This window comes from Archangium sp. Cb G35 (genome assembly GCF_001896145.1).
Classification (GTDB): Bacteria; Myxococcota; Myxococcia; order Myxococcales; family Myxococcaceae; genus Archangium; species Archangium violaceum.
This window is the reverse complement of the sequence record NZ_MPOI01000005.1, coordinates 604,004-628,287: the sequence shown is the minus strand read 5'-3', so window position 1 is coordinate 628,287 and position 24,284 is coordinate 604,004. Positions and strand designations below refer to the sequence as shown.

The window sequence follows — 24,284 nt, the reverse complement described above, 5'->3', positions numbered from 1 at the left end:
CCACGATGCAGGAGGGTGGCCTGCCGGGGGCCCACCCGGAGAGGAGTCTCAACCGAAGGCGTCGTAGCCGGTGATGGCCTTGCCGAGCACGAGGGTATGCACCTCGTGGGTGCCCTCGTAGGTGTAGACGCTCTCGAGGTTGAGCATGTGGCGGATGGGCGGCCAGGCATCGGTGATGCCATTGGCGCCGTAGATGCCGCGGGCCACACGGGCGATCTCCAGGGCGGCCTTCACGTTGTTGCGCTTGGCGAGGCTCACCATGGCGGGGGTGACCTTGCCCTCGTCCTTGAGGCGCGCCAGGCGGAGGGAGAGGAGTTGCGCCTTGACGATCTCCTGGAGCATGTCCGCCAGCTTCTCCTGGGTGAGCTGGTAGGCGGCGATGGGTTTGTCGAACTGGCCGCGGGAGAGGGAGTACTCGCGAGCGCCCTCGAAGCAGGCGATGGCGGCGCCGGTGACGGCGAAGGCGATCGTCATCCGGGCGTTGTTGAGACAGGACAGGGGTCCGCGAAGGCCGGTGACGCCGGGCAGCACGTGGGAGCCGGGCACGCGCACGTCCTGGAAGAACAGCTCACTGGTGGTGGAGGCGCGCATGGAGAACTTCCCGGGAATCTCACGGGCGGCGAAGCCGGGCATGCCCTTCTCCACGAGGAAGCCGCGGATGGACTCGGGGCCGCCCTCGTCCGTCTTGGCCCAGACGATGGCCACGTCGGCGATGGAGCCGTTGGTGATCCACGTCTTGGAACCGTTGAGGACCCAGGAGTCGCCATCACGGCGGGCACGGGAGCGCATGCCAGCGGGGTTCGAGCCGAAGTCGGCCTCGGTGAGACCGAAGCAGCCGATGAGCTCACCGCGAGCCATGGCGGGGAGGAAGCGCTGCTTCTGCTCCTCACTGCCATAGGCGTGGATGGGGAACATGCAGAGCGAGCCCTGCACGGAGGCGAAGGAGCGCAGCCCGGAGTCACCGCGCTCGAGCTCCTGGAGGATGAGGCCGTAGCTGACGGTGTTCATGCCAGCACAGCCGTAGCCCTGGAGGTTGGCGCCGAACACGCCCATCTCCCCGAGACGGGGCACGAGGTGGGAGGGGAAGGAGCCCTCGCGGAAGTGCTTGCCGATGATGGGGAGGACCTCGGAGTCGACGAAGCGGGCGACGGTATCGCGGGCGGCCTTTTCGTCGGGGGAGAGGAGGTCGTCGATGCGGAAGAGATCGGTGATGTCCGCGCGAGGCATGGGGGTCCTCCAGGAGGGGCGGGAGCCGGGGGCTTGTATCACCGAGGGGACCCGGGGAACGAGGTCCGGCTATGGTCGGGAGCCATGACGACGACCCAGAAGACAGCGGTGGTGACGGGCGCGAGCCGGGGAATCGGCAAGGCGCTGGTGCAGGCGTACGTGAAGGAGGGCTACCAGGTGTGGGCGCTGGCGCGAGCGGCGGAGGCGCTGGAGGAGCTGGCGCGCGAATCGGGAGGGGCGGTGAAGCCGCTGGCGGTGGACGTGGCGGACGAGGCGGCGGTGCTGGCGGCGAGCAAGCGGATATTGGAGGGGGGGACGCCGCGGGTGCTGGTGAACAACGCGGGGATTTCGGTGTCGGCGCCGCTGCACAAGACGACGACGCAGGATTTTCAGAAGGTGATGGCGGTGAACGTGACGGCGCCGTTCCTGTTCTGCCGGGAGTTGATACCGGCGATGGCGGCGGCGGGAGGGGGGCGGGTGATCAACATCGGGAGCATGGCGGCGACGAAGGGTGTGAAATACACGTCGGCGTACTGTGCGTCGAAGCACGCGCTGCTGGGGCTGACGAAGTCCCTGGCGGTGGAGTGGGCGCGCAAGAACGTGACGGTGAACATCGTGAATCCGGGCTGGGTGGAGACGGACATGCTCACGAGCGCGAAGGCGGCGATCTCGAAGAGCACGGGCCGGACGGAGCAGGAGGCGCACGCGGCGTTGGCGAACATGAACGCGATGGGGAGGGTCATCCAGCCGGAGGAGGTAGCGGCGCTGTGCCTGTTCCTGAGCTCGGAGGCGGCGGCGACCATCACGGGGGCGGCCTACAACATCGACGGAGGAGAGGCGGGCTGAGCCCCTCTCCCGCCGGGAGAGGGACGGGGTGAGGGTGCCACGCCCCCCGGGTTCCCCACCGTGAATGCCCCCTCTCCCTCTGGGAGAGGGCTGGGGTGAGGGTAAAACTCACGGAACCGTCGCATCCACCTCGGAAGCATCCACCCGCACCGGCACCGGAGCCGACCCCGCCGGCCTGTCCCAGGAGCCGTTCTCGCACTGCAACAAACGCTCGAGCACGGCGAGCGACTGGGGCGAGCCCGACGCGCGGAGCTTCTCCCGCATGCCGATGTTGATCAGCTCCATGTAGAGGCGCTCGACATAGGCCACGGCTTCCGCCGACCGGAGCGTCGCGGTCTTGAGGTTGTCGCGCACGGACAGTTCGGGAAGAAAACCCAGCCTGGCAACGAGCGAATCCACGACATGGCGCTGATCCGGGCGCCCGCCGCGCAGCACCTCGACGATGGGCGAGGACAGGAAGCGGCGCCGGTCCCCCCGCGTGGCGCGCCGCTGCAACCAGGCCTCCGAGGTGGAGATCGGCAGGTCCGTGGTCTCGCCATCCACCTTGGCGAACGCGTGGGCCTCCGCGTAGCTCACCCGGCCATCCTTGTCATAATCAGCCGAGACCACCGCCTTCCCCGTCCGGCCCAGCCCGCTGAGGCCCGCGAAGAAGCTGGAGCTGTAATCCTTGTAGTCCGCCTCATCCACCTCGGGCGTGCATCCCACCGAGGGCAGGAAGTCCACGGTGGCGAAGAAGCCACAGCGGGGCTGAGCCACCACCGGCCGTTTGGGATTGGCGTCCTGGTAGATGAAGTTGGCGAACGAGCCCGCGTAGCACTGGGACATCACGGTGACCACGGGCGTGGTGCTCGGGAGCCGGTTCAAGAAGAGACCAAAGGCCCGCACCGTCAGCGTGTCCCCTTCCCAGAGCGCCAGGTGGTTGTTGTTGCGATGCCGGCTGTTCAAGCCTCCGTGCCCCGTGAAGTAGATGAAGGCCGGCTGATGCGGCGTCTCCCGGGCGCTCTGCTCCACCCACTCCAGGAAGCGCTCCAGCGTGGCCGGTCCCTTCACGTGGGGAATCTCCGGGGCCTTGAACTGCTCGCTCGCCTTTTCCCCGAGGTAGCGCACCGTGGCCTGCCCATCGTTCCCGTTGGCGAAGTAGACGGTGGCGGAAGCGGGCGCGAGCCCGTGCGCCTCGAGCGTCCGCTGGAAGTAGCGGACGTTCTTCTCCAGGGCGATCTCATTGCTGGCGGGTTCGCCCCCTCCGCCCAGCACCAGGAGGTTGGAAGCGCGGGGAGGAGCGCGGAGCGGCTCGAGGGGGGTCCCCTGCTCGGAGGACGCGATGTCCTTCTCGTGCTCGGGAGCGGGCTCGGGCCAGTCCGCGAGCGCGTCGACATCCGCCTCCTGGGAGGCGGGGACGTGGGCGCACCCCTGCGTCCCCATCCACAACAGCACCACCACACCACTCCGGGCCCAGAGTCTCCGCGTCATACCCGGGAGTCTACCGCAGGGCATTCAACGCTTCCGCCCCGGGCCCGTGAAACCGTTCTCCGCGAAGCACGAGGCGCGCTAGAACTCCGGACCCATGAAGGTCTACGAGATTCGAGGCGGATTCGGGCTGGACAACCTGGTGTACGCCGAGCGGCCTGACCCCGAGCCGGGGCCCATGCAGGTGCGGGTGCGGGTGAAGGCCACGAGCCTCAACTACCGGGACCTGATGATGGTGGAGGGCCGCTACAACCCGCGGCAGAAGCTGCCGCTCGTGCCCAACTCGGATGGGGCGGGCGTGGTGGACGCGGTGGGGCCGGGCGTCACCCGCGTGAAGGTGGGAGACCGGGTAATGAGCCTCTTCGCGCAGGCGTGGCTCGCCGGAGAGCCCTCGCGCCAGGTGCAGGGCAGCACACTGGGCGGGCCGCACGATGGGGCGCTCGCGGACACGATGCTGCTGCACGAGGACGGTGCCATCCCCACGCCCGCGCACCTGACGGACGAGGAGGCCTCCACGCTGCCGTGCGCGGCCGTCACCGCGTGGAGCGCGCTCGTCACCCAGGGCGGCATCAAGGCGGGTGACACCGTGCTGCTGCAGGGCACCGGGGGCGTCTCCATCTTCGCGCTGCAGATCGCCCGGATGATGGGCGCGCGCGTCATCCTCACCTCCAGCCGGGACGACAAGCTGGAGCGCGCCCGGGCGCTGGGAGCCCACGAGGGCATCAACTACGTGACGACGCCGGACTGGGACAAGACGGCGCGCACCCTCACCGGCGGCACCGGAGTGGACCACGTCGTCGAGGTGGGCGGCGCCGGCACCTTCGAGAAGTCGCTGCGCGCGGTGCGGCTCGGGGGCACGGTGTCCGTCATCGGCGTGCTCAGTGGTGGCGCGGGCGCCATGGCCCTCACCCCCATCCTCATGGGGAACCTGCGCGTGCAGGGCGTCTTCGTGGGCCACCGTCAGTCCTTCGAGGCCCTCAACCGCGCGCTGACGCTGCACGGTGTGCGCCCGGTGGTGGACCGGGTCTTCCCGTTCGCCGAGACACGCGCCGCCTTCGATCATCTCAAGAGCGGAGCGCACTTCGGCAAGGTCGTCATCCGGGTGGAGTGAGGCGGTGCGAGAATGAAAGCTCCTCATGTCACGCTCACCTGGCATGCCGACTTCACGGACATGCTGGGTGGCCTGCGGCTCATCGCCGCCTCCATCGGACCCGCGCGCAGCGCCTGTCTGCTGGCCGTGGATGCGGACGACGCGGAGTCTCCCTTCGCACGCGATGAACAGCCCGGCTGGGCTTCCTTTCCCCGGTCGAGGGCGGAACGGCCCTACAAGGCCGTGGCCTTCCAACACGACGGCACCCGCTTCACCCGGACCGAGCTCCCGGAGGTGCCGTTCGCCTTCCCCTTCATCCAGATACTCCGGACAGGGCACATCCTGCTCGCGGGCTCTCGCTGCCGTTACACCGACGGACGCGCCGAGCTGAACGCCGCCCTGTATTCCCCCGAGGGCACCCTGGAGCATCGGATGACGTTGGGGGATGGCATCCAGGACATCCAGGCCGCACGCAACGGAGAACTCTGGGTCTCCTATTTCGATGAAGGAGTCATCGGGAACTACGGCTGGAGCAAGCCTATCGGAGCCTCGGGCCTGGTCTGCTTCGGGCAGGACGGGCAGGTCCTCTGGAACTTCACGCCGCCCGCGGGCATGGACTCCATGACGGACTGCTATGCCTTGAACGTCGCCGAGGACGCGACCTGGGCCTGCTACTACACCGGCTTTCCAGTGGTCCGCGTCTCACCTGATCGCTCCAGGCAGGCCTGGACGAATCCGTTCTCGGGTGCCCAGGCCCTGGCGGTCTCCCGCGACCGCGTGCTCCTCTGGGGCGGGTATCAAGAGGAACGAAACCGCTGTGTCGTCCAACGTCTCGGCAACGGTTCGCTCACGCATCCCCGTCACATCACCTTGTTGCTACCCGATGGGGAACCGCTCTCGACCGGAACCATCGTGGGCCGCGGCTCCATCCTCCATGCCATCGTCGGCACCTGCTGGTATCAGCTCGACCTGAAAGAGCTCCCCTGAAGCGCCAGTCCGGGCCTCACGTGTCTTCCAGCACCGTCCCGCTCGAGGAGCCACCCGCCCCGCCCTCCCCCAAGCCCTCGCGGACCCACCGGGCCAGCTCTGGAGGCCCGGCCTCGGCACGCACGCGGCGCAGCGGGGAGAGCATCTGGCGCAGCACCTCGGCCGAGCCCGGCCTGTCCTCCGGCCTCCGCGCCAGACAGGCCCGGAGCACTGGCCGCAACTCCTCCTCCACGTCCGTGAGCGGCCCCACGTCCGCCTCGCGGATGCGCTCCATCGTCTCGAAGGGCGTCTCCCCGTCGAAGGGCCGGCGCCCGGTGAGCAGCTCGTGCAGCGTGGTGCCCAGGGAGAAGAGATCGCTCGCCGGGCCCAGCGCGCCACCGCGCACCTGCTCGGGGGACATGTACGCGTACGTCCCCTTGCGCACCCCGGAGCGCGTCTGCTCCCGCAGCAGCGTGGCCTTGGCGATGCCGAAGTCGGCCAGCTTCACCTCGCCCAGCCGGGACACCAGCACGTTGGACGGCGTGACGTCCCGGTGCACCAGCCCGAGCGGCCGGCCCGCCTCGTCCTCCAGCCCGTGCACCGCGGCGAGCGCCAGCGCGAGCTCGTCCGCCACGAAGAGCGCCAGCGCCGGCCCGGGCCTCCCACGCACCAGGAGGCTCGCCAGGTCCGCGCCCTCCACGTAGTCCAGCCGCACGTAGTACGCGCCATCCGCGTACCCCAGGTCGTGCACCCCCACGAGGTTGCGATGGCTCAGCCTCGCGCCCAGCCGGCCTTCCTCGAGGAACATGCGCTCATAGGTGGGATTGCCCACATGCTCGGGGCGCAGCACCTTGAGCACCACGCGCTTCTCGAAGCCACTGGCGCCAAAGGCCAGCGCGAGGAACACCTCGGCCATGCCCCCCGCCCCCAACCGGCGCACGAGGCGATACGGGCCCAGCTGTCGCGGCAACTCCCTCACCCGGCACAGGCTAGCGCACCAGCCAGGGCCCGGTGAAACCGGCCGGGTTCTCTTCATGGCCGGCCACCCTGTCCCATGGGGTGGGGGGAGCGGGGGTGCGCGAGCCCTGTCCTCGCGGATCCGCCCGCCCCTGGCGCTTGTGGCTCAACACTCCGCGTCCCAGCTTTGCCTCGTCCCCCAGGACAAGGAGGCTGGAACCATGAGCATGCGGCGACTGCTGTGGGGTGCGGGCGTGTTGGCTGTCATCGGCATGGGCGCGGGTTGTGCCCATGACGAAGCGAAACAAGCGCGCAGCCAGGGAGAGAAGGTCGGCGAGGCCTTCTCTCAGAAGACCCGCTTCGCGGACCAGCTCTCCCTGTTCAACCAGAAGCAGATCTCCCTGGCCCAGCTCGCCCTCGAGAAGTCCACGCACCCCGAGGTGCGGACCTTCGCCCAGGATCTCATCAACGACCACCAGAAGAGCCAGGACGACCTGGAGACGCTGGCGGACTCCAAGGCCATGGCGCTGGCCGCCGTGAACCTGAGCACGGAGGACCAGGCCGTCGGCGGCGCGGGACTCGAGGGCGCCAGCCAGGGCGTCGAGAAGGGCAAGGACAAGTACGAAAAGAAATTCGACGAGCAGATGTCCGCGTTCCGCGAGCTGCGCGATTCGATGACGGGCCTGAGTGGCCACGAGTTCGACAAGGCCTTCTTGGGGCAGGTGAAGGAGGCCCAGGAGGACGCTGAAAAGCTCATCGACAAGGGCCTGAAGAACTACAGCGACGACACCTCCCTGGCGCTGTTCCTCAGCAGGACCTCGCCCGTCGTCGACAGCCACCAGCAACGGGCCGAGGCGTTGAAGGGCCTCATCGGCGGCTGAGCGCACCTGGACGCGAACGGGGAGCCTCGGCGGATGGGGCTCCCCAATGGGAACACCCATGGACGTGCCCGCGTCATTACATGACTTCTCACTGTTCCAGGGTGGCCCGTTCCTCCTGTTGCGGCGGCGGCGCCGTCTCCTCCAGCCGGGACGTCCCACCCTGCTCTGGCGCCTGCTCGCCCTCACGCTCCTGAGCTGGCTCCCCCTCCTGCTCCTCACGCTCCTGCGAGCAGGGCCCTCGGGGTTCCGCGCCTTCCTGCTCGACTACCACGTCCACACCCAGTTGCTGATCTCCCTGCCCGTGCTCATCGCCGCCGAGCGCTATGTCGACAAGCGGCTCTCGGTGGCCGTGCGCCAGCTCGTTTCCTCGGAGCTGATCGAAGCGGGGAGCCTGGGAGCCCTCGAAACCGCCGCGCGAAAGGCGAAGCAGCTCCGGAGCCAGGGGCTCATCGAGGCCGGACTGCTGCTCGTCAGCTACGCGCTCTCCTTCCTGAAACGGTTCTCCGCGCAGCACCCGGAGTGGCTCTTCGCGAACGGCGGGGAACATCTCTCCCCGGCTGGCACGTGGTACGCGGCGGTGAGCCTGCCCCTCTTCCGGTTCCTGATGCTCTGGTGGCTGTGGCGCGGAGCCGTATGGGCCCTGTTCCTCTTCCGCGTCTCACGGCTCCCCCTCGCCCTGAAGCCGACCCACCCGGACCTGACGGGCGGCCTGCGGTTCCTGTGTGTCTGCCAGGGCAGCTTCTCCCCCATCATCTTCGCCCTGGCCTTCTCTTCCGCCAGTGCCGCGCGCCGCCTCAACCACGTGAGCGCCACCGAGGACCCGCTGAGATACGCCAGCCCCCTGCTCGCTCTCGCGCTCGTCGCCCTCGTGCTCGTCTTCGGTCCGCTGTTGCCCTTCTGGAGCCCGCTCGTGAAGGCGAAGCGGCGCGGAGAGCTTCGATTCTCCGCGCTGGCGGCCAAACACTCGCGAGACTTCGAGCGCAAGTGGTTCGAGGGCCAGGGCAAGTTCCCCCTCCTGGGTGCCCCCGAGTTCTCCTCGCTCGCGGATCTGGGAACGGCGTTCGATGTCACGCACCGGATGCGGTTCTTCCCGTGGAGCCGCTGGCCGTTCCTGCTCGTCGCCGCCGCGGCGATGTCGCCCATGGTGCCGCTGCTCATCCTGGACCGGCAGTTCCTCTCGCTCGTGCTGCAGCTCCTCCAGCACCTGCTCTGAGGCGCGCGCTTCCTCGGGAAAGAAGGTCCCGGACCCCGGAGCCATGGACCGACCCGGGGTCCGAGGCCCGGTGCTACCTGCCATTCTTCTTCATGGGAAACACCCGCTCCGGAAGATCCCGCACGCCCACAAGCTAGGGCCTCTCGTACTTCCGGCCACTGCACCGGGGGGCGGGCCTCGCACCGCATTCGAGACCGGAAACCGGACGGCGGTCCCACCCTTTGCGCACTGGAGGATGGATGCCTCCGGCGCGGGTGCACCGCCACTGGCCACTCAGCGGGACTTCATGACGAGGAGCATGGCGAGCAGGAGCGCGCTGCCCGTTCCCGCCGCGACGACGAAAGGCTTGCGCAGACCCTCGTTCAGGGCGGACAGGATGCCGCTGGACACCTCCCGGCCCGCCCGGCGGAGAACGCCCCTTCCCGAGGTGGATTCACGCAGGGAACGTACCTGGCGCAGCATCTCCCCGGCGGCGCCCCGCACGCATGCCGCGGCCACCTGCTCCGCCGTGTCCTCCATGGCCGGGCCCACCTTCCCCACGCCCTCGCCCCACCGGGCCCGCACCTCCATGTCGAGCTGCTCCACGAACGCGTGAACGAAACTCCGGCCCGCATGCTCGAGGAAGGCGGCGAATGCCTCATGCTTCTCTTCCACCTGCGCGCCGAGTCCCTCGACGAAACCGCGTCCCACTTGCGACGAGAGCTCCGCCGCCACCGGCGCCAGTTGCGGCATCGAGACGCGGAGCTCTCCCAGCGCGCCCCGCACCGCTCCAGCCGCGGTGAGCCGGGCTCGCGTCCCGGGCTTGCGAATCTCCTTCTCCCGGCTCGCCGCGACCCGCGTGGAGCGCTCGAGCAGATGATTCAGCCGAGCCAGCACCTCCTGGGAGAACGCATTCAGGCCGGGCATCGAGCGCCGCAATTCCTCCACCGAGCCCCGCACCGCCCCCGCGGCGACCAGGCGCGACCACTCCTCGGAAGGCCGGGACTGGCGCTCAGCGGCCTCGTGCGCCATGCGGCCGAGCAGCGTCAACACGTCCTGGAAGACTTCTTGGAGCTGCCCGTCGAGCGCCGGAAGCCCCGCCCGCAGCTCTTCCGTGGCCCCGCGCACCGCGCCGCTGGCGAGTCCCTGAGCCGCGAGGCGCTCGACCGACAGGGTGAGTTGCCGCAGCAGCTCGACCGGAAACAGGCGCGATTCTTTGCTCATCGCTCCTCCTGGAGGAGACGATGGGCACCTCGTGCCCTCCCGGACAGACCCACTAATGGTGGGGTTCGCCCGGGTGCTCGCCGGGTGGGCCCTGCTCCACTTCCGGCCCGGGCCCCCCGGGCGCTCTGTCACTCGATGGCTCCCCTGCCCTGCTCCGGCGGATCCAGCGAGGCCCTTCGCCCGGGCGCCGTCCCCGCATCAGCAGCGCCGCGACCCCGAGCGCCCCCGACACCGCCAGGACCGTCAACCCCAGCAGCCACAGGAAGATGTGGTTCACCAGGGTCTCGGCCCGATCGAAGGCGTGGTCCACCCAGCCCCGGCCCATCGTGTCCGCCTGCTGCATCGTCTGCACCCGCTCCGCGTGGAGCGCGTCCAACACCGCCAGACGCTCGCCACGGACGCCCTCCAGCACCGCCAGACGCTCGGAGGAGATGAAGTCCGAGATGAAGTCCTGAAGTGCCTCGCGCTCGCCCGTCGCCCACCGGGGAGTCCCGTCCGCCAGCGCGCCCATGCGCACGAGCACGTCCACCGTCCGTCCCATCTCGGCCATGGCCGAGGTCAGCACCGGAGTCCCCTCCACCATGTCCTGGACGGCGAGCTCCGCCTGCCAACGGGCCTGCCGGGGCAGCGTGCCGGCATACAGGTCCACCCGGGTGACCAGATCCTGCGTGTCCGCGAGGAGTGCGGCCGTCGAGCCCAGCAGGCCCACTCCGGAGCGGTCCGTGAAGGCGGCCAGCAGGGGCACCGTGGACTCGCGCGTGATGAGCGAGCCGGTCAAGGGGTGCTCGGCGGCCCACCCGTGCACGAGCTGGTGCAACTGGGAGACATCCTCGCGGCCCGACAGCTCCCGCCAGAGCGCCTCCACCTCCGACTCCAGCATCCCCAGCGAACGCCGGGCGGTGTCCATCAGCTCGGGTGACGTCCCCACCGCCGACTTCGGCAGGTACTGCTGCAGCTGGGCCAGCAGCGCCCAGGCGTCGATCAGCGCCGCCACCGGATCCGGCTGGAGCAGCGCCCCCTGCATGGCGGTCACCGCGTTGCTCTTGAAGCGGATCATCGCCTCGCGGACCGCGGGAGAGGGGGAGCGCGAGGAGATCTCATCCGCGGTGGTCTCGAGGACTCCCGGGAAGCGGCGGGCCATGTCGCGCACGCGGATGCGCAGCGCCCCCACGCTCATCTCCGACTTCCCCACGCGCTCGTAGAGGGTCGAGCGAGGCTCCGCCTTCACCGCGGCACAGGCCGTCAGCAGCGCCGTGAACAGGAGTAACAAAAGCCGGAGAGAGGTGCGCATGGGAGGACCGGCTCCCCAGGATGCGCACCCCTCCCCGCCTCGCCGAGCAGCCCCTGGGGGTGAGGCCACGTCACGCGCAGGACGCGCGGCGGCCCGCTGTTACTCCTTCTTGGGCTGGGGCGGGAATGTCTTCAGCAGCTCGTCGGTGGCCTGGTTGATGAGCTTCTGGCTCTTCTGCGCATCCACGTTCTCGGACAGCTCGGCCTGCGCCGTGCCACGCCAGACGAGCTTGTTCGTGCCGGCGTCCACCACGTCGAGGATGAGCGTGCCCTGCTGGTACTCGCGCACGACAGGATGGGAGATGCCGGCACCTCCGTACGCGACCGGACCGTAGAAGGGGTCGTACCAGGGGTCCCAACCGTAGCCGTAATAGGAGTTGATGTAGTCCACGTCTACCTTCTGATCGATGGCGCCGTGCCAGCCCATCTTGAAGTCGGGATTCTGTCCTTCCTCCACCTTCTTGTAGCCACGCGACTGCAGCTCGTTGTCCACCGCCTGCTGGACGCGCGCCTGGATGATGGGGTTGTAGACGCGTGGGTTCGCGCCCTCCTTCATGGGCAACCAGGAATACGTGCGGTACGCGTCCAGCTTCTGCACCGAGTTGGGGTCGTAGTTCGTGTTCGTCTTGATGCTCGTGCAGGCGGCGAGCCCCAGCACCAGCAAGGCACCGGCCAGACGTGACGGCAAGGACATGGCGATCTCCCTCAAGCCCCCGAGGGGCGGTTCACTTCCCCACAATAGGCATCGGAAGTCCTCCGCAGCCGGGCGCCACGAACCCGCTTGCCCCACCCTCCAGTCGGAGGCTCACCAGATGTAGCGGAGGACGAGCTGGCCGTAGAAGAGAGAGGGCTCGCCGGACTGCGCGGGGTTGCCGTCCGCATCCCGGCCGACGCGGGGCTCGGCGTTGAGAACGGCCACGCCGCCCAGGCCGAGCTGCAGATTGGGCCGCCCCGTGTAGTACAGGCCGAGCGCCACCGAGCTGGAGCGCAGGTCCGTGCGCGCCAGCTCCACCTCCGACTGACTGCCTCCGGTGAAGAGGTACTCGCCCATCAGTGCCAGGGGAACGCCGAGCGACTTGAAGTCCGCGGTGAGCGCGGCCGCCAGGTTGAGGCGGAAGGCGGTGGTCTCCTGCTCCACGCGAGCGTCCACGGAAGGATCGAAGGGCTTGCGCGTGCGCCAGATGTGCACCGCCGAGGCCGAGGCCTGGAGCCCCAGGAAGGAGCCGCCGAGCGCCTGGGCGAAGAACACGCCGCCATTCACCGAGCTCTCCGAGACTTGCACGGTGAGCAACTCGCCCAGATTGCCGCGCAGGATGCTCACCAGTGTCACTCCCGGAGTGTCCACGATGGCGTTCAGCAGCGGCAGCAGGGCGATCTCGGTGCCCCCTTCGTAACCGCCGCCCGCCCGCAGCGACAATTGCGTACCGCTCGAGTCGAAGTGCAGCAACCGCACCACGGCACCGCCGGCACCGCTGGCCCGGAAGTTGGCGCCATCCGACACGAACGAGCCCACCGTCAGGCCGGTGTAGAGGGTGCCGCGTGCCTCGCCCCACAGGCCCAGCCAGGGGGTGAGCCGCACGCCCAGGTCCAGCGTCTGCTGGTAGCCCACGAGCGACACGTCCTGCGTCCCCAGCTCGCCGATGGGCAGGTCCGGCACGTCGTACCACGCCACGCCCTCGTTGATGCCCACGTAACTGGCGACGAAGGCGCTCCGCTGGAGGATGGGAAAGAGGAAGGTGTGGCCCCCGAGCTGGCGCGAGCGGCCACCACCACACTGCTCACACGCCGGGTGCTCTTCGGTGGACGCGGTCTCCGTGGGGGCCGCGCTCAAGGACAGAAGCAACATGATTGCTGTCAGGCTCATGATGGCTCGGATATGAGCCCCGGAGAGAACGGAAACATCTGCTCGTGGGACCGGGAACAAGGCGGAGTGATGAACGCCGGCGGAAGCATGCCCATCCCCACGGCAGGTATCTCCCGCGCGTGCCGCGACACCCCACTGCCCTGAAGGGCTGGATGCCCGCGAGGGAGCGGGAACAGGCGAGTCACCCCTGGACTCCCTGGATGGGCACACCCGGGTACTCCCTGAGGGAGGCCCACCTCATGTTCACGGCCAGAAACACCCCGCCTCGGAGCCGCGCATGGGACAGCGGAGCACCACCACGGCCAGACTCGCCTCCTTCATTCCGTTCCTGGCCTCGCTACGGGGCTACCACCCGGGCTGGCTGAAACGGGACCTGGCCGGAGCGCTCACCATCACGGCCCTCCTCATCCCCGAGGGAATGGCCTACGCCCAGCTCGCCGGTGCACCCCCCCAGGCGGCCTTCTATGCGTGCCCGGCGGCCCTGGTGCTCTACGCACTGCTGGGCAGCTCCCGGCAGCTCGTGGTGGCCGTCTCCGCCACGGTGGCCGTCCTCTCCGCCGCCACCGTGGGAGCGCTGACACCCTCCGGCTCGGCCCACTACCTCGCCCTCACCGCCGGCCTGGCCGTGCTGGCGGGCCTCATCTCCCTGCTCGCGGGCGTGCTGCGGCTCGGGCGCATCGCCCAGTTCTTCTCCCCGTCCGTCCTCACCGGCTTCGTCTTCGGACTGGCGCTCGTCATCGCCATGAAGCAGGTGCCCAAGCTCTTCGGGCTGAAGGGCACCGGCGAGGGCTTCTTCGAGCAACTGTGGTTCGTGCTCACCCATCTCCCGGAGACCCACCTGCCCACGCTCCTGGTGGGCGCGAGCTGCCTGGTGCTGCTGGTGGCCCTCGAGCGCGTCTCGAAGCGGCTCCCCGCGGCCCTGGTGGTCCTGGTGCTGGCCATCCTCGCCTCCCATCTGCTCGGCCTCCAGGCGCGGCGGGTGGAGGTGGTGGGAAACATCCCGGCCGGGCTCGCGGCGCCACGAATGCCAGACATGAAGTGGAGTGACGTGCTGGCCCTGCTGCCAGGGGCGTTCGGTATCGCGCTGGTGGCCTTCGCGGAGGCCATCGGCCCGGCGCGCATGCTGGGGGCCCGGCATGGCTACCCGGTGAACGCCAACCGGGAGCTGATCGGCCTGGGCTGCGCCAACATGGGCGCCGGTCTCTTCCAGGGCTTCGCCATCGGCTGCAGCCTGTCGAAGTCCGCGGCCAATGATCAGGCAGGCGCCCGCAGCCAGGTCTCCTCCCTGGTGGCCGCCGGCCTCACGCTGCTGGTGGCGCTCTTCTTCACGCCCCTCTTCCGCGCCCTGCCAGAGGCCACCCTGGGCGCCATCGTGGTGGTGGCCGTCTCGGGGATGATGGAGGTGGGCGAGCTGCGGCGGCTGTTCCGGATGCGCCGCGCGGATTTCCTCGTGGCCATGGCCGCCCTGCTGGGCGTGCTCGCCTTCGACGTGCTGCCGGGCCTGCTCCTCGCGGTGGGCCTCTCCCTGTTCCTCACCCTCTACCGCGCCAGCCTCCCCCGCCTGAGCGAGCTGGGACGGGCCGCCGGCACCCTGGACTTCGTCGACATGCGGCACCAGCCCTCGGCGCGGCCCCTGCCCGGACTGATGGTCCTCCGCCCCAACGAGGGCATCTTCTTCGCCAACGCCGAATCCCTCCGCGAGGAGATCCTGGAACGCATCCAGCGCAACCCCCGCCCGGTCAAGGCCCTGCTGTTGGATCTCGAGGTGACGACGGATCTGGACGTGCCCGGGGCCGACATGCTCGCCGACCTCCACGAGGATCTGGAGAACCAGGGGGTGACGCTGCTGCTGGCGCGGGCGCTCGCCCCCACGCGGGAGATGATGGAACGCACCGGCGTGCTGGAGAAGGTGGGCCGGGAGCACCTCTACGCGCATGTGCTGGGCGGGGTGGTGGACTACCTGGCCCGGCACGCGCCCCAGGCCCGGGACGAGCGGGCGCTCTTCCACGATGGCCTGCACCGGCTGGGCACCCTGGCGGAGGACATCGAGGACTCCATGCCGGACGAGGAGCGGGAGCAACTGGAACAGATGCGACGGCTGCTGCGCCAGGCCGAGTCCGCGCTGCGAGAGCCCCGGGACACCGGGCCCCACTGACAAGGAGGTCGTGAACCATGATGGCATCCCCAACCCTTCGCGCCGCTCGCGCGGTGGCCCTGCCGCTGCTGTGTCTGGCGGCGCTCGCCGCGAGTACCCCCTCCCCCGCCCAGGCCCCCGCGGCCCAGGCGGATCCACTTCCCTCCTGGAACGAGGGCGCGCCCAAGAAGGCCATTCTCGACTTCGTCAAACGTGTCACCACGCCGGGCAGCCCGGACTTCATCCCCGCCGAGGAGCGCATCGCCACCTTCGACAACGATGGCACTCTTTGGCCCGAGCAACCCATCATCCAGGGCGCCTTCGTGCTCTGGCAACTCCAGAAGCGCGTCGCGAAGGACCCGGCGCTCAAGCAGAAGCCCGCGGTCAAGGCCGCCCTCGACGGAGACCTCGAGTCCCTGACCCGGGCCGGTGAGAAGGCGGTGATGGAGTTGTTCGCGATCACCTCCGCCAACCTGACCGACGAGCAGTTCGACCAGGAGGTCCGCGAGTTCTTCCAGACGTCGAAGCACCCGAAGCTCGGCGTGCCCTACACGCAGCTCGCCTACAAGCCCATGGTGGAGCTGCTCGAGTACCTCCGCGCCAACGGCTTCCGCACATACATCTCCTCTGGAGGTGGCATCGACTTCATGCGGGCCGTCTCCCAACAGATGTATGGGATTCCACCGGAGCAGGTGATCGGCAGTTCCCTGAAGAAGGAGTTCAAGGAGCAGAACGGCAAGTCCGTGCTCTGGAGGAAGCCCGAGCCCGGCGCGGTCAACGACAAGGAGACCAAGCCGGTGAACATCGACCTGCACATTGGCAGACGTCCGGTGCTCGCGGCCGGCAACGAGCGCTCCAGCGGCGACATCGCGATGCTCGAATACTCCCAGGGCCGAGAGGGGCCCTCGCTCCAACTCCTCATCAACCACGACGACGCGCAGCGGGAGTTCGCCTACCAGGAAAAGGACAATGCCTCGCTCAACGCCGCCCGGGCACACGGCTGGACGGTCGTGAGCATCCAGAAGGACTGGAAGACCGTCTTCCCGTGAGGGGGGAGTTCCCATCCAGGACCCCTCCCCACCGGGCTGTACGAGCGGCGGGTCTCGGGTAGCCCCCACCCGGTGCATGCACATCGTTCCGCGAACCAACCTCGGAACCGGGCAACTCCGTTGCAAAAAAGGAGAATCACATGGCCAGAGCAGTGAAGCCGCCCAACATCCTCGTCATCTTCGGAGATGACATCGGCTACTGGAACATCAGCGCCTACAACCAGGGCATGCTGGGCTACGAGACGCCCAACATCGATCGCCTGGCGAAGGAGGGCGCACTCCTCACCAACTACTACGGACAGCAGAGCTGCACCGCGGGCCGCGCGGCCTTCATCACCGGACAGTGCCCGTTCCGCACGGGCCTGACGAAGGTCGGCATGCCGGGCGCCAGGTTCGGCCTGAGCGAAGAGGATCCGACCATCGCCGAGATGCTCAAGTCCCTGGGCTACCACACGGCCCAGTTCGGCAAGAACCACCTCGGGGACCTGGACGAGCACCTGCCCACGAACCACGGCTTCGACGAGTTCTTCGGCAACCTGTACCACCTCAACGCGGAAGAGGAGCCCGAGAACCCGGACTACCCGAAGGATCCCCGGTTCCGGGAGCGCTTCGGTCCGCGCGGCGTCATCCGCTCCTACGCGGACGGCCGCATCGAGGACACGGGGCCCCTCACGAAGAAGCGCATGGAGACGGTGGACGAGGAGTTCCTCGCCGCGGCCTTCGACTACCTCGATCGGGTGGCGGACTCCGACAAGCCCTTCTTCATGTGGTTCAACACCACGCGCATGCACATCCACACGCACCTGAGGCCGGAGTCCCAGGGCAAGACAGGCATGGGGCTCTATCCCGACGGCATGGTCGAGCACGACGGCCATGTCGGCCGGCTCCTGGCCAGGCTCGACGAGCTGGAGCTGAGGGAGAACACCATCGTCATCTACTCCACGGACAACGGCGCCATGTCCAACATGTGGCCGGACGGCGGACAGACGCCCTTCCGCGGAGAGAAGGACACCAACTGGGAGGGCGCGTTCCGCGTGCCGTGCCTCGTCCGCTGGCCCGGCGTCATCGAGCCGGGCACCCGCATCAACGCCCTCTTCTCGTCCGAGGACTGGCTGCCCACGCTGGTGTCCGCCGCCGGAGACCCGGACATCAAGAACAAGCTCCTGAAGGGCTACGAAGCCAACGACAAGACCTTCAAGGTGCACCTGGATGGCTACGATCAAACCGGGCTGCTCGCGGGGCGGGGACCCTCCCAGCGCCAGGAATTCTTCTACTTCGGCGATGATGGCGAGCTGCTCGCCATCCGCCATGGGCGCACCAAGGTGGTCTTCGCCGAGCAGAAGGCCAAGGGAATCGACGTCTGGTCCACGCCCTTCGTGATGCGCCGGGCACCGCTCATCTTCGACCTGGGAGCGGACCCGTTCGAGCGGGGGGAGGATGGAGTCGGCTACCACACCTGGCTGATCGACCACACCTTCATGCTCCTCCCGGCCCAGCAGTACGTGGCCCGGTTCCTCGAGAGCTTCAAGGAGTTCCCGCCACGCCAGAAGGCGGCGAGCTTCACCATCGACCAGGTGCTGGAGAAGCTGGAGACCGCGCCGGCCCCGTCTCATTAAAGAACGGTGACGAGCCGCCCGCCCCCTGGGAATCGTTCCAGGGGGCGGGCCTCCGGGCTCCACGCCCTGAAGCTCACTCCACCCGAAAGGTACTGAAGATGAGACTCACGGCGATGAGTGTGTCGGTCCTCCTGCTGCTCTCCGCCGGGGCCGCCGCGCAGACGGAAGCGAGCCCCGAGCACGGCGCGGAAGAGGCGGGGAAGACGCCCCCCGAGCACGATGCGACCGAGCTGTCGAAGGCCACCCAGAACCCCGTGGGAGACCTGCTCAGCGTGCCGTTCCAATTCAACTTCAACACGGGCGGTGGCCTCGAAGACCGGACCTTCTTCCTGCTGAACTTCCAGCCCGTGATTCCCATCAAGCTCTCCTCGAATTGGAACCTCATCGCCCGCAGCATCGTGCCGTTGATCGACGCACCGGGCCCGGAGGGCACCCGGTTCCGGGGAATGGGAGACGTCCAGGAGCAGCTCTTCTTCGCGCCCGCGAAGTCGGGCGGGTTCATCTGGGGCCTCGGGCCCGTGCTCTCGCTGCCCACGGCCACCGTGGACAGCGTCCGGACAGGAAGCTGGGCGGCGGGTCCGAGCGGAGTGCTCGTCGTGATGACGGGGCCCTGGGTCGTCGGCGGCCTGGCGAGCCAGCTCTGGACCTTCGCGGACGAGGGAGGTGCGCCCAGAATCAACCAGCTCTCGTTCCAGTATTTCATCAACTACAACTTCAGCGGGGGCTGGGCGTTGGTGACCGCGCCGATCCTCACGGCGGACTGGGAGGCCACGCGAGGCGAGCGGTGGACGGTTCCGGTCGGCATCGGTGTCTCGAAGACCACCGTGTTCCGCCGCCAACCCCTGTCGCTCGCCGTGCAGTACTACCACAACGTCGTCCGGCCCGATGACGCGGCCGCGAACCAGCTCCGGTTCGTGTTCTCGCTGCTCTTCCCGGCGAAGAAGTAGAGGCACACCATGACAGACGTGCTCACCCAGCTGTGGCGGGAGATCGTCGAGCGCCCCGATGGGCCGATGGCGTTCCGCTTCTACCTACAACCGGTGATGGCCATGCTGTTCGCCCTGCGCGACGGCATCAAGGACGCGCACACGGGACGGCCCGCTTATTTCTGGGCGCTCTTCACGGACAGGCCACACCGGCGCCAGCTGGTGCGCTCCGGATGGAGCTCGGTCCGCAATGTCTTCATCCTCGCCGTGGTGATGGATCTCATCTACCAGTTCATCGTGTTCAAGGAGCTGCGGCCCCTCGAAGGTCTGCTCGTGGCCGTGCTCCTGGCCATCGTGCCGTATGTGCTGATCCGAGGCCCGGTGAACCGGATCACCCGTGGCCTCCTCCACCGCCGGGCCACTCACTGAGGTGTCTTCATGAGGAGCGGGGCCGTCTCGTTCCGCGAGAGGACAGGTGCCACGGGAAGGGTGAAGAAGAACGTGGTCCCCCGCCCGAGAGTACTCTCCGCCCAGATGCGCCCTCCATGGGCCTCGACAATGCCCTTGGAGATGTAGAGACCCAGGCCGGCGCCCCGCCTGTCCGTGGGCCGTTCCTGCCAGAAGCGATCGAAGAGCCGTGAGAGATGTACCGGGTCTATTCCCCGGCCCGTATCCGAGACCCGGAAGCAAACCTCGCTGTCGCGGTGCTCGGCGCCCATACGGATGTATCCGCCCGGAAGCGTGAACTTCACGGCGTTGCCGAGGAGGTTCGAGAAGACCTGCAGAATCCTGGCCCTGTCGGCCATGACCGGAGGAAGTGCCTCGGGCAGGTCGGTCCGCAGTTCGAGGGAGGCTTTGGACGCCGCCTCGGTGAACAACGGGACTGCCTCGGCCATCAACTCCCCCGGCGCCACGGATTGACGCTCGATGTGAAGCCCTTGCTTCTCGATTCGCGCCACGTCCAGCAGATCATCGATGAGGCGAGTCGCCTGGTGGATCCATCGTTCGATCGACTCCGCCATGCCGCGGGTGTTTCTCGCCGGGCCATCTGGGGGCCCCGTACGCCGGAGCGACGCCGCGGCGAGCCCGACCGCGTTGAGCGGGTTGCGAAGGTCGTGCGCGACGATACCGAGTACCTCGTCCCTCGCGGCAATGGCCTTCTGTGCGGCCTGATAGAGGCGAGCGTTGTCGACCGCCAGGGCAGCACGGTGGGCCAACTCCTTGCCAAGCCGGAGGTCCTCCGGCGCGTAGCAGCGGTGCGGATCGGAGGAAACGAGGACGAGGGCCCCCAACAAGCGCGTATGGGCCTGAAGCGGGAACCCCATGAGGGAAGTGGGGTTGAACTGGCGAAGCAGCTCGAGGTACTCGGGCCCCTCGGCCACGGACTGGATGAATTCATCGGAGACGCTGGACATCAGCACCGGCTGTTTCATCTCGAGAATCTGCGAGAAGAGGGTGCGCCTGTCCTGCTCCAGGGATATCCGTTCGAGCGCGGCCGCGAGCTGCTCCCTGGCGGGGTCCCGATGAACGACACGGAACCGGCGGATCCGTCCCTCTTCCTCCACGATGCCGACGATGCAGACGTCCGCCAGGAAACGGACCGCGAGCTGGGCAATACGGGTGAGGACCTCCTGGTAGTCCAGGGTCTCGGAGAGGTCGGCTCCAACCTCCGCCAGGAACTGCTGGTCGCGCTCGAGACGGGTGCGGACGGTGACGTCGCGCAGCACGACGCTGAACAACACCTCCCCCCCGATTTCCAGCTTCGAGATGGCGGCCTCCGCGGGGAACTCCTGACCATTCTTCCGGAGGCCAAAGATGGAGGGACGATGCTCGCCCATGCTCCGCGATTTCACGCTCCCGGCCGCGAAATCACGCAGGTGCTGCCGGTGGATCTCCCGGAATCGCTCTGGGAGCAGGAGGCCGAGCGGCTTCCCGAGGACCTCGTCGCGCCGCCAGCCGAAGATGCTCTCGGCTCCTTCGTTGTAGATGACGATGTTTTGCGCCCCATCCACCGAGATGATGGCGTCCGTGGCGATGGAGATGATCCCCGCGAACTTCGCCTCCGATGCGCGGAGCGCCGCCTCCGCGAGTTTGGCACCCGTCCGGTCAACGCCCACCAGATAGACGAACTCCGGCTTTCCGTCGGGGGACCTCGACACCTGCGCCGACCAGGCAATCCACCTGTGCTCCCCGGACTTCGTGAGCGCGAGTGATTCCTGGGGCGGAGCCTTTCCCTCCAGGATCTGGGCGAGCGTGCGGCTGTTGAGCTCAGCCGACTCCGAAGCGGGCCTGAGCGCCCCGACCTTCTTCCCCCGGACTTCCTCGAAGTCATACCCGAAGAACTCCGAGCACGCCCGATTCCAGAGGAGGACCCGTCCCTCCCGGTCGAGGACGAGCACGAGGGGCTCCCTCATCTGCAGCAGCCTCATATCGAAATCGATCATGGGCGGACCTCTCCCAGGCCGCACCTCTCATCGTGACCATCCTCGCGGTGCCTTGCCATGCGGGCTTCGCACAGGGCCCATCAGCCAGACGGCGCAGGCCAAGGTCCAACGTCTGTCGGCCGTGCTGGGTCCACGGTCCAACAAGGCACGGCCCGCGGGGGCATCTCGCGCGGACAACCCCTCGCGTGCCTTCCCGGTGGTGGAGGAGACAGTTCGAGGCAGGCAGGCAACATCCCCCCTCCTCCCGGGCCGGGATGCGCAGTCCTGTCTGCGACCCACCTCCCCCCCTCACGGTCCACTGGGGGCGCATCCCACCCGGTACCTATCCTCGGCGGAAAGGAGGAACACCATGCGATTCTTTTCCGGAGTGGTCGTGGGCCTGGCGCTGCTCGCAAGCGCACGCCCGGCACTGGCCGCCGACTCGGACGTACCCGCCGACTTCGTCACCGCGGACGCGCACGAAACACTCATTCCACACGTGGGCTTCAACATCGGAGGTGGACTGAGCGTCCCCATCTCCGACGCCGGCGACCGCTTCCAGCTGGGCGGCGCCTTCCAGGCCGGCCTGGCCTACTACTTCAACCAGCGCCTGGGCATACAGGCCGAGTACCTCTTCAGCGGCTACAACGTCCAGAGCGACGTCCTGAACTCGACCGGTACCAATGGCTACCACGTCATGCAGTACGGAGACCTCAACGTCATCTACAACGTGCTCCCCGCCCGCCCCTTCGGCATCTACGTGCTGGGCGGACCCGGCCTCTACTACCGGCGGGTGGAGGTCACCGAGTTCGCGGGGGTAGGCGTGGTGCCGTACTGCGACCCCTGGCTGTATATCTGTTACAACACCACCGTGCCGGTCGAGGAGGTACTCGGCTCGCGGAGCAGGACGGACTTCGGGCTCAACGCGGGTGTTGGCATCAGCCTGAGACTCTTCGGAGGTCCCCTCCGTCTCTACGCGGAAGGCCGCTACCACTTCATCTTCAGCGGCGACATCGAAACGGCAGCGGGCCCCCAGAAGGCGGATGGCCAGTATCTGCCCTTCGTGTTCGGACTGCGCTTGTAAGGGCAACGGCGGCGCCGCCCGTACCCTGCCCCGCGGGGAGGGACGGGCGGCGAGCGGGCGACAGAGACCCCGGTCCAAGGTGTTGGGTGGTCCCGAGGGCAGGAGATACCCAAGCTTGCGCCTGCGCGAGGAGCACCTTCGCCCCACCCGCTGGGAGAGTAACCATGACGGACATCCTTGGTGGAACCACCCCGGAGACCAGGCTCCCGGAGCAGCCCGCGCCGTACGAGGCCCCCTTCCCGGACATGGTGTGGATTCCCGGTGGCACCTATTGGATGGGCTCGGACAATCACTATCCAGAGGAGAAGCCCGCCCATCAGGTGACGGTGACCGGCTTCTGGATGGACACCCACCTGGTGACGAACGCGCGCTTCGCCCGCTTCGTGGAGGCCACCGGCTACGTCACCGTGGCCGAGCGCCCGCTCGACCCCAAGGACTATCCCGGAGCGGACCCGGCGCTGCTCGTCCCCGGCTCGCTCGTCTTCCGCCAGCCGGACCGGCGCGTGAGCCTGAATGACTTCACGCAGTGGTGGGCCTACGTGCCGGGCGCCTGCTGGCGGAACCCCGAGGGGCCCGATAGCACGTGGGAGGACCGCGAGCAGTACCCGGTCGTCCACGTGTCCTTCGAGGACGTGGAGGCCTACTCGCGCTGGGCCGGCAAGGAACTGCCCACCGAGGCCGAGTGGGAGCGCGCCGCGCGCGGGGGCCTGGATCGCAAGAGCTACGCCTGGGGAGACCTGCTCTCGCCCGAGGGCCGGATGATGGCCAATACCTGGCAGGGGCAGTTCCCCATGCAGAACCTGCTCGAGGACGGCTACTCGGGGACCTCTCCCGTGGGCGCCTTCCCCGCCAACGGCTACGGCCTGTTCGACATGATCGGCAACGTCTGGGAATGGACCACGGACTGGTACCAGGACCGGCACCAGGGCAATCGGGGCAAGGCCTGCTGCATCCCGGCGAACCCGCGCGGACCGGCCAGCCCGGAAGGAACCCAGGACCCGCGCACGCCCCAGGTGGCCATCCCGCGCCGGGTGCTCAAGGGCGGGAGCCACCTGTGCGCGCCCAACTACTGCCAGCGCTACCGCCCCGCCGCGCGCTCCCCCCAGGCGGTGGACAGCGGCTCCGGCCATATCGGATTCCGCTGCATCGTGCGGCCCCCCTTCCAGTGAGCCGCACGAAGGGAGCTCCCCTCAGGAGGGCGTATCCACCGGACGCCGGGTGGCCAGCCGCTCGGCGCGCTCGCTCTCCAGGGCCCGCTCGGCACCCGCGGCGGTGATGGCCGCGGCGGGGCGATGCACCGTGCGATACACGGCCGCCGCCGTGGCCCCGCCCAGCAGCGGCGCCACGATGAACACCCAGAGCTGGCTCAATGCCCAGCCTCCGGCGAACAGCGCCGGCCCCAGGCTGCGCGCCGGATTGACGGAGGTGTTGGTGATGGGAATGCCCACCAGGTGCACGAGCGTCAGCACCAGGCCGATCGCCACGCCGGCGAAGCCCACGGGCGCGCGGGCATCGGTGGCGCCCAGCACCGTCAGCACCAGGAAGAAGGTGAGCACCACCTCGGCCAGGAAGGCCGCGCCCATGCCATAGCCTTCCGGCGAGTAGGTTCCGAAACCGTTGGCCGCCAGCCCCTGAGTGGCCGCCGAGTAGCCTTCAGGCCCCCCCTTGGCCAGCAGCAGCACCACGCCCGCGCCCACGATGGCCCCCACGCACTGGGCCACCACGTACCCCAGGGCGTAGCGGCGCTCGAACTTCCCGCTGAGCAGCAGGCCGAGCGTCACCGCGGGATTCAGGTGACAGCCCGAGATGGGTCCAATGGCATACACCATCGCGAGGACCGATAGCCCGAAGGCGAAGGACACCCCGAGGAAGCCGATGCGCTCCCCCGCGAGCACGGCGGCACCCACGCCACCGACCACCAGGGTGAACGTCCCGACGAGCTCCGCTCCGTAGCGCCGCATCGCCTCCGTTCCTCCGGAGGGTGCAGCGGACTTCACCTCGACCTTGTTCATGGTCAACCTCATCCTTCCACCCAATGCGTCCCACGG

21 protein-coding genes are annotated in these 24,284 nt (G+C 68.4%); 12 read left to right on the top strand and 9 right to left on the bottom strand.

What is annotated here, in order from left to right; translation table 11 throughout:
- Positions 1 to 48: 48 nt before the first annotated feature.
- Complete coding sequence (locus tag BO221_RS18805) at positions 49 to 1,227, bottom strand: acyl-CoA dehydrogenase family protein (protein ID WP_073561811.1); 1,179 nt, start codon at positions 1,225 to 1,227, stop codon at positions 49 to 51.
- An 84-nt stretch (positions 1,228 to 1,311) separates the two neighbouring features.
- Between BO221_RS18805 and BO221_RS18800 the strand changes: the two genes are divergently transcribed.
- Positions 1,312 to 2,073 carry an SDR family NAD(P)-dependent oxidoreductase gene (locus tag BO221_RS18800; protein WP_073561810.1) on the top strand — a complete coding sequence of 254 codons (762 nt, stop codon included), beginning with the start codon at positions 1,312 to 1,314 and terminating at the stop codon, positions 2,071 to 2,073.
- A 108-nt stretch (positions 2,074 to 2,181) separates the two neighbouring features.
- Here the strand turns inward: BO221_RS18800 and BO221_RS18795 are convergent, their stop codons facing one another.
- Positions 2,182 to 3,543: a Caspase domain-containing protein gene (locus BO221_RS18795; RefSeq protein ID WP_233166125.1), complete on the bottom strand. Its 1,362-nt coding sequence runs from the start codon at positions 3,541 to 3,543 to the stop codon at positions 2,182 to 2,184.
- Positions 3,544 to 3,637: 94 nt separating this feature from the next.
- Between BO221_RS18795 and BO221_RS18790 the strand changes: the two genes are divergently transcribed.
- Positions 3,638 to 4,651, top strand: coding sequence for an NAD(P)-dependent alcohol dehydrogenase (locus tag BO221_RS18790; protein WP_073561809.1), 1,014 nt, complete (start codon positions 3,638 to 3,640; stop codon positions 4,649 to 4,651).
- A gap of 12 nt (positions 4,652 to 4,663) precedes the next feature.
- Positions 4,664 to 5,617 carry a hypothetical protein gene (locus tag BO221_RS18785; protein WP_073561808.1) on the top strand — a complete coding sequence of 318 codons (954 nt, stop codon included), beginning with the start codon at positions 4,664 to 4,666 and terminating at the stop codon, positions 5,615 to 5,617.
- 16 nt (positions 5,618 to 5,633) lie between these two features.
- Here BO221_RS18785 and BO221_RS18780 read toward each other — a convergent pair whose 3' ends face one another.
- Positions 5,634 to 6,566 (bottom strand): serine/threonine-protein kinase, encoded by a 933-nt coding sequence (locus BO221_RS18780; protein ID WP_158079873.1) that lies wholly within the window; start codon positions 6,564 to 6,566, stop codon positions 5,634 to 5,636.
- A gap of 208 nt (positions 6,567 to 6,774) precedes the next feature.
- Here BO221_RS18780 and BO221_RS18775 point away from each other — a divergent pair, with 208 nt between their 5' ends.
- Positions 6,775 to 7,434: a DUF4142 domain-containing protein gene (locus tag BO221_RS18775; protein ID WP_073561806.1), complete on the top strand. Its 660-nt coding sequence runs from the start codon at positions 6,775 to 6,777 to the stop codon at positions 7,432 to 7,434.
- Positions 7,435 to 7,492: 58 nt separating this feature from the next.
- On the top strand, positions 7,493 to 8,647 hold the full coding sequence (locus BO221_RS18770) for a hypothetical protein (RefSeq protein WP_073561805.1): 1,155 nt from the start codon (positions 7,493 to 7,495) through the stop codon (positions 8,645 to 8,647).
- A 273-nt stretch (positions 8,648 to 8,920) separates the two neighbouring features.
- On the opposite strand, the gene BO221_RS18765 is transcribed toward BO221_RS18770, so the two are convergent.
- The 4 genes from BO221_RS18765 to BO221_RS18750 all read right to left on the bottom strand — a co-directional run bounded on the left by BO221_RS18765 (position 8,921) and on the right by BO221_RS18750 (position 13,004).
- Positions 8,921 to 9,850 (bottom strand): hypothetical protein, encoded by a 930-nt coding sequence (locus tag BO221_RS18765; RefSeq protein WP_073561804.1) that lies wholly within the window; start codon positions 9,848 to 9,850, stop codon positions 8,921 to 8,923.
- A 52-nt stretch (positions 9,851 to 9,902) separates the two neighbouring features.
- Positions 9,903 to 11,141, bottom strand: a complete 1,239-nt coding sequence (locus tag BO221_RS18760) for a chemotaxis protein (protein WP_198956137.1) — start codon at positions 11,139 to 11,141, stop codon at positions 9,903 to 9,905.
- Positions 11,142 to 11,240: 99 nt separating this feature from the next.
- Positions 11,241 to 11,834 carry a DUF4136 domain-containing protein gene (locus BO221_RS18755; RefSeq protein WP_073561803.1) on the bottom strand — a complete coding sequence of 198 codons (594 nt, stop codon included), beginning with the start codon at positions 11,832 to 11,834 and terminating at the stop codon, positions 11,241 to 11,243.
- A 111-nt stretch (positions 11,835 to 11,945) separates the two neighbouring features.
- Positions 11,946 to 13,004, bottom strand: coding sequence for a hypothetical protein (locus BO221_RS18750; protein WP_143195531.1), 1,059 nt, complete (start codon positions 13,002 to 13,004; stop codon positions 11,946 to 11,948).
- A 277-nt stretch (positions 13,005 to 13,281) separates the two neighbouring features.
- Between BO221_RS18750 and BO221_RS18745 the strand changes: the two genes are divergently transcribed.
- From BO221_RS18745 to BO221_RS18725, 5 genes are all read left to right on the top strand, one after another.
- A complete protein-coding gene (locus BO221_RS18745; RefSeq protein ID WP_073561801.1) occupies positions 13,282 to 15,159 on the top strand; it encodes a SulP family inorganic anion transporter in 1,878 nt (625 codons plus the stop codon).
- 17 nt (positions 15,160 to 15,176) lie between these two features.
- Positions 15,177 to 16,187, top strand: coding sequence for an HAD family phosphatase (locus BO221_RS18740; protein WP_143195530.1), 1,011 nt, complete (start codon positions 15,177 to 15,179; stop codon positions 16,185 to 16,187).
- Between the two features lie 140 nt (positions 16,188 to 16,327).
- Positions 16,328 to 17,803, top strand: a complete 1,476-nt coding sequence (locus BO221_RS18735) for an arylsulfatase (protein WP_073561800.1) — start codon at positions 16,328 to 16,330, stop codon at positions 17,801 to 17,803.
- A 113-nt stretch (positions 17,804 to 17,916) separates the two neighbouring features.
- Positions 17,917 to 18,750 (top strand): hypothetical protein, encoded by an 834-nt coding sequence (locus BO221_RS18730; protein WP_083681151.1) that lies wholly within the window; start codon positions 17,917 to 17,919, stop codon positions 18,748 to 18,750.
- A 9-nt stretch (positions 18,751 to 18,759) separates the two neighbouring features.
- Entirely contained in the window at positions 18,760 to 19,158 is a 399-nt protein-coding gene (locus BO221_RS18725; RefSeq protein WP_073561799.1) for a hypothetical protein, read from the top strand.
- Here BO221_RS18725 and BO221_RS18720 read toward each other — a convergent pair.
- A complete protein-coding gene (locus BO221_RS18720; RefSeq protein ID WP_073561798.1) occupies positions 19,152 to 21,173 on the bottom strand; it encodes a PAS domain S-box protein in 2,022 nt (673 codons plus the stop codon). The genes BO221_RS18725 and BO221_RS18720 overlap by 7 nt on opposite strands.
- Positions 21,174 to 21,522: 349 nt before the next feature.
- On the opposite strand from BO221_RS18720, the gene BO221_RS18715 reads away from it, so the two are divergent.
- Entirely contained in the window at positions 21,523 to 22,236 is a 714-nt protein-coding gene (locus BO221_RS18715; RefSeq protein ID WP_073561797.1) for an outer membrane beta-barrel protein, read from the top strand.
- A 164-nt stretch (positions 22,237 to 22,400) separates the two neighbouring features.
- Positions 22,401 to 23,405: a formylglycine-generating enzyme family protein gene (locus BO221_RS18710; protein ID WP_083681149.1), complete on the top strand. Its 1,005-nt coding sequence runs from the start codon at positions 22,401 to 22,403 to the stop codon at positions 23,403 to 23,405.
- A 21-nt stretch (positions 23,406 to 23,426) separates the two neighbouring features.
- Here the strand turns inward: BO221_RS18710 and aqpZ are convergent, their stop codons facing one another.
- A complete protein-coding gene (gene aqpZ, locus BO221_RS18705) occupies positions 23,427 to 24,260 on the bottom strand; it encodes an aquaporin Z (RefSeq protein WP_073561796.1) in 834 nt (277 codons plus the stop codon).
- Between the last annotated feature and the right edge of the window lie 24 nt (positions 24,261 to 24,284).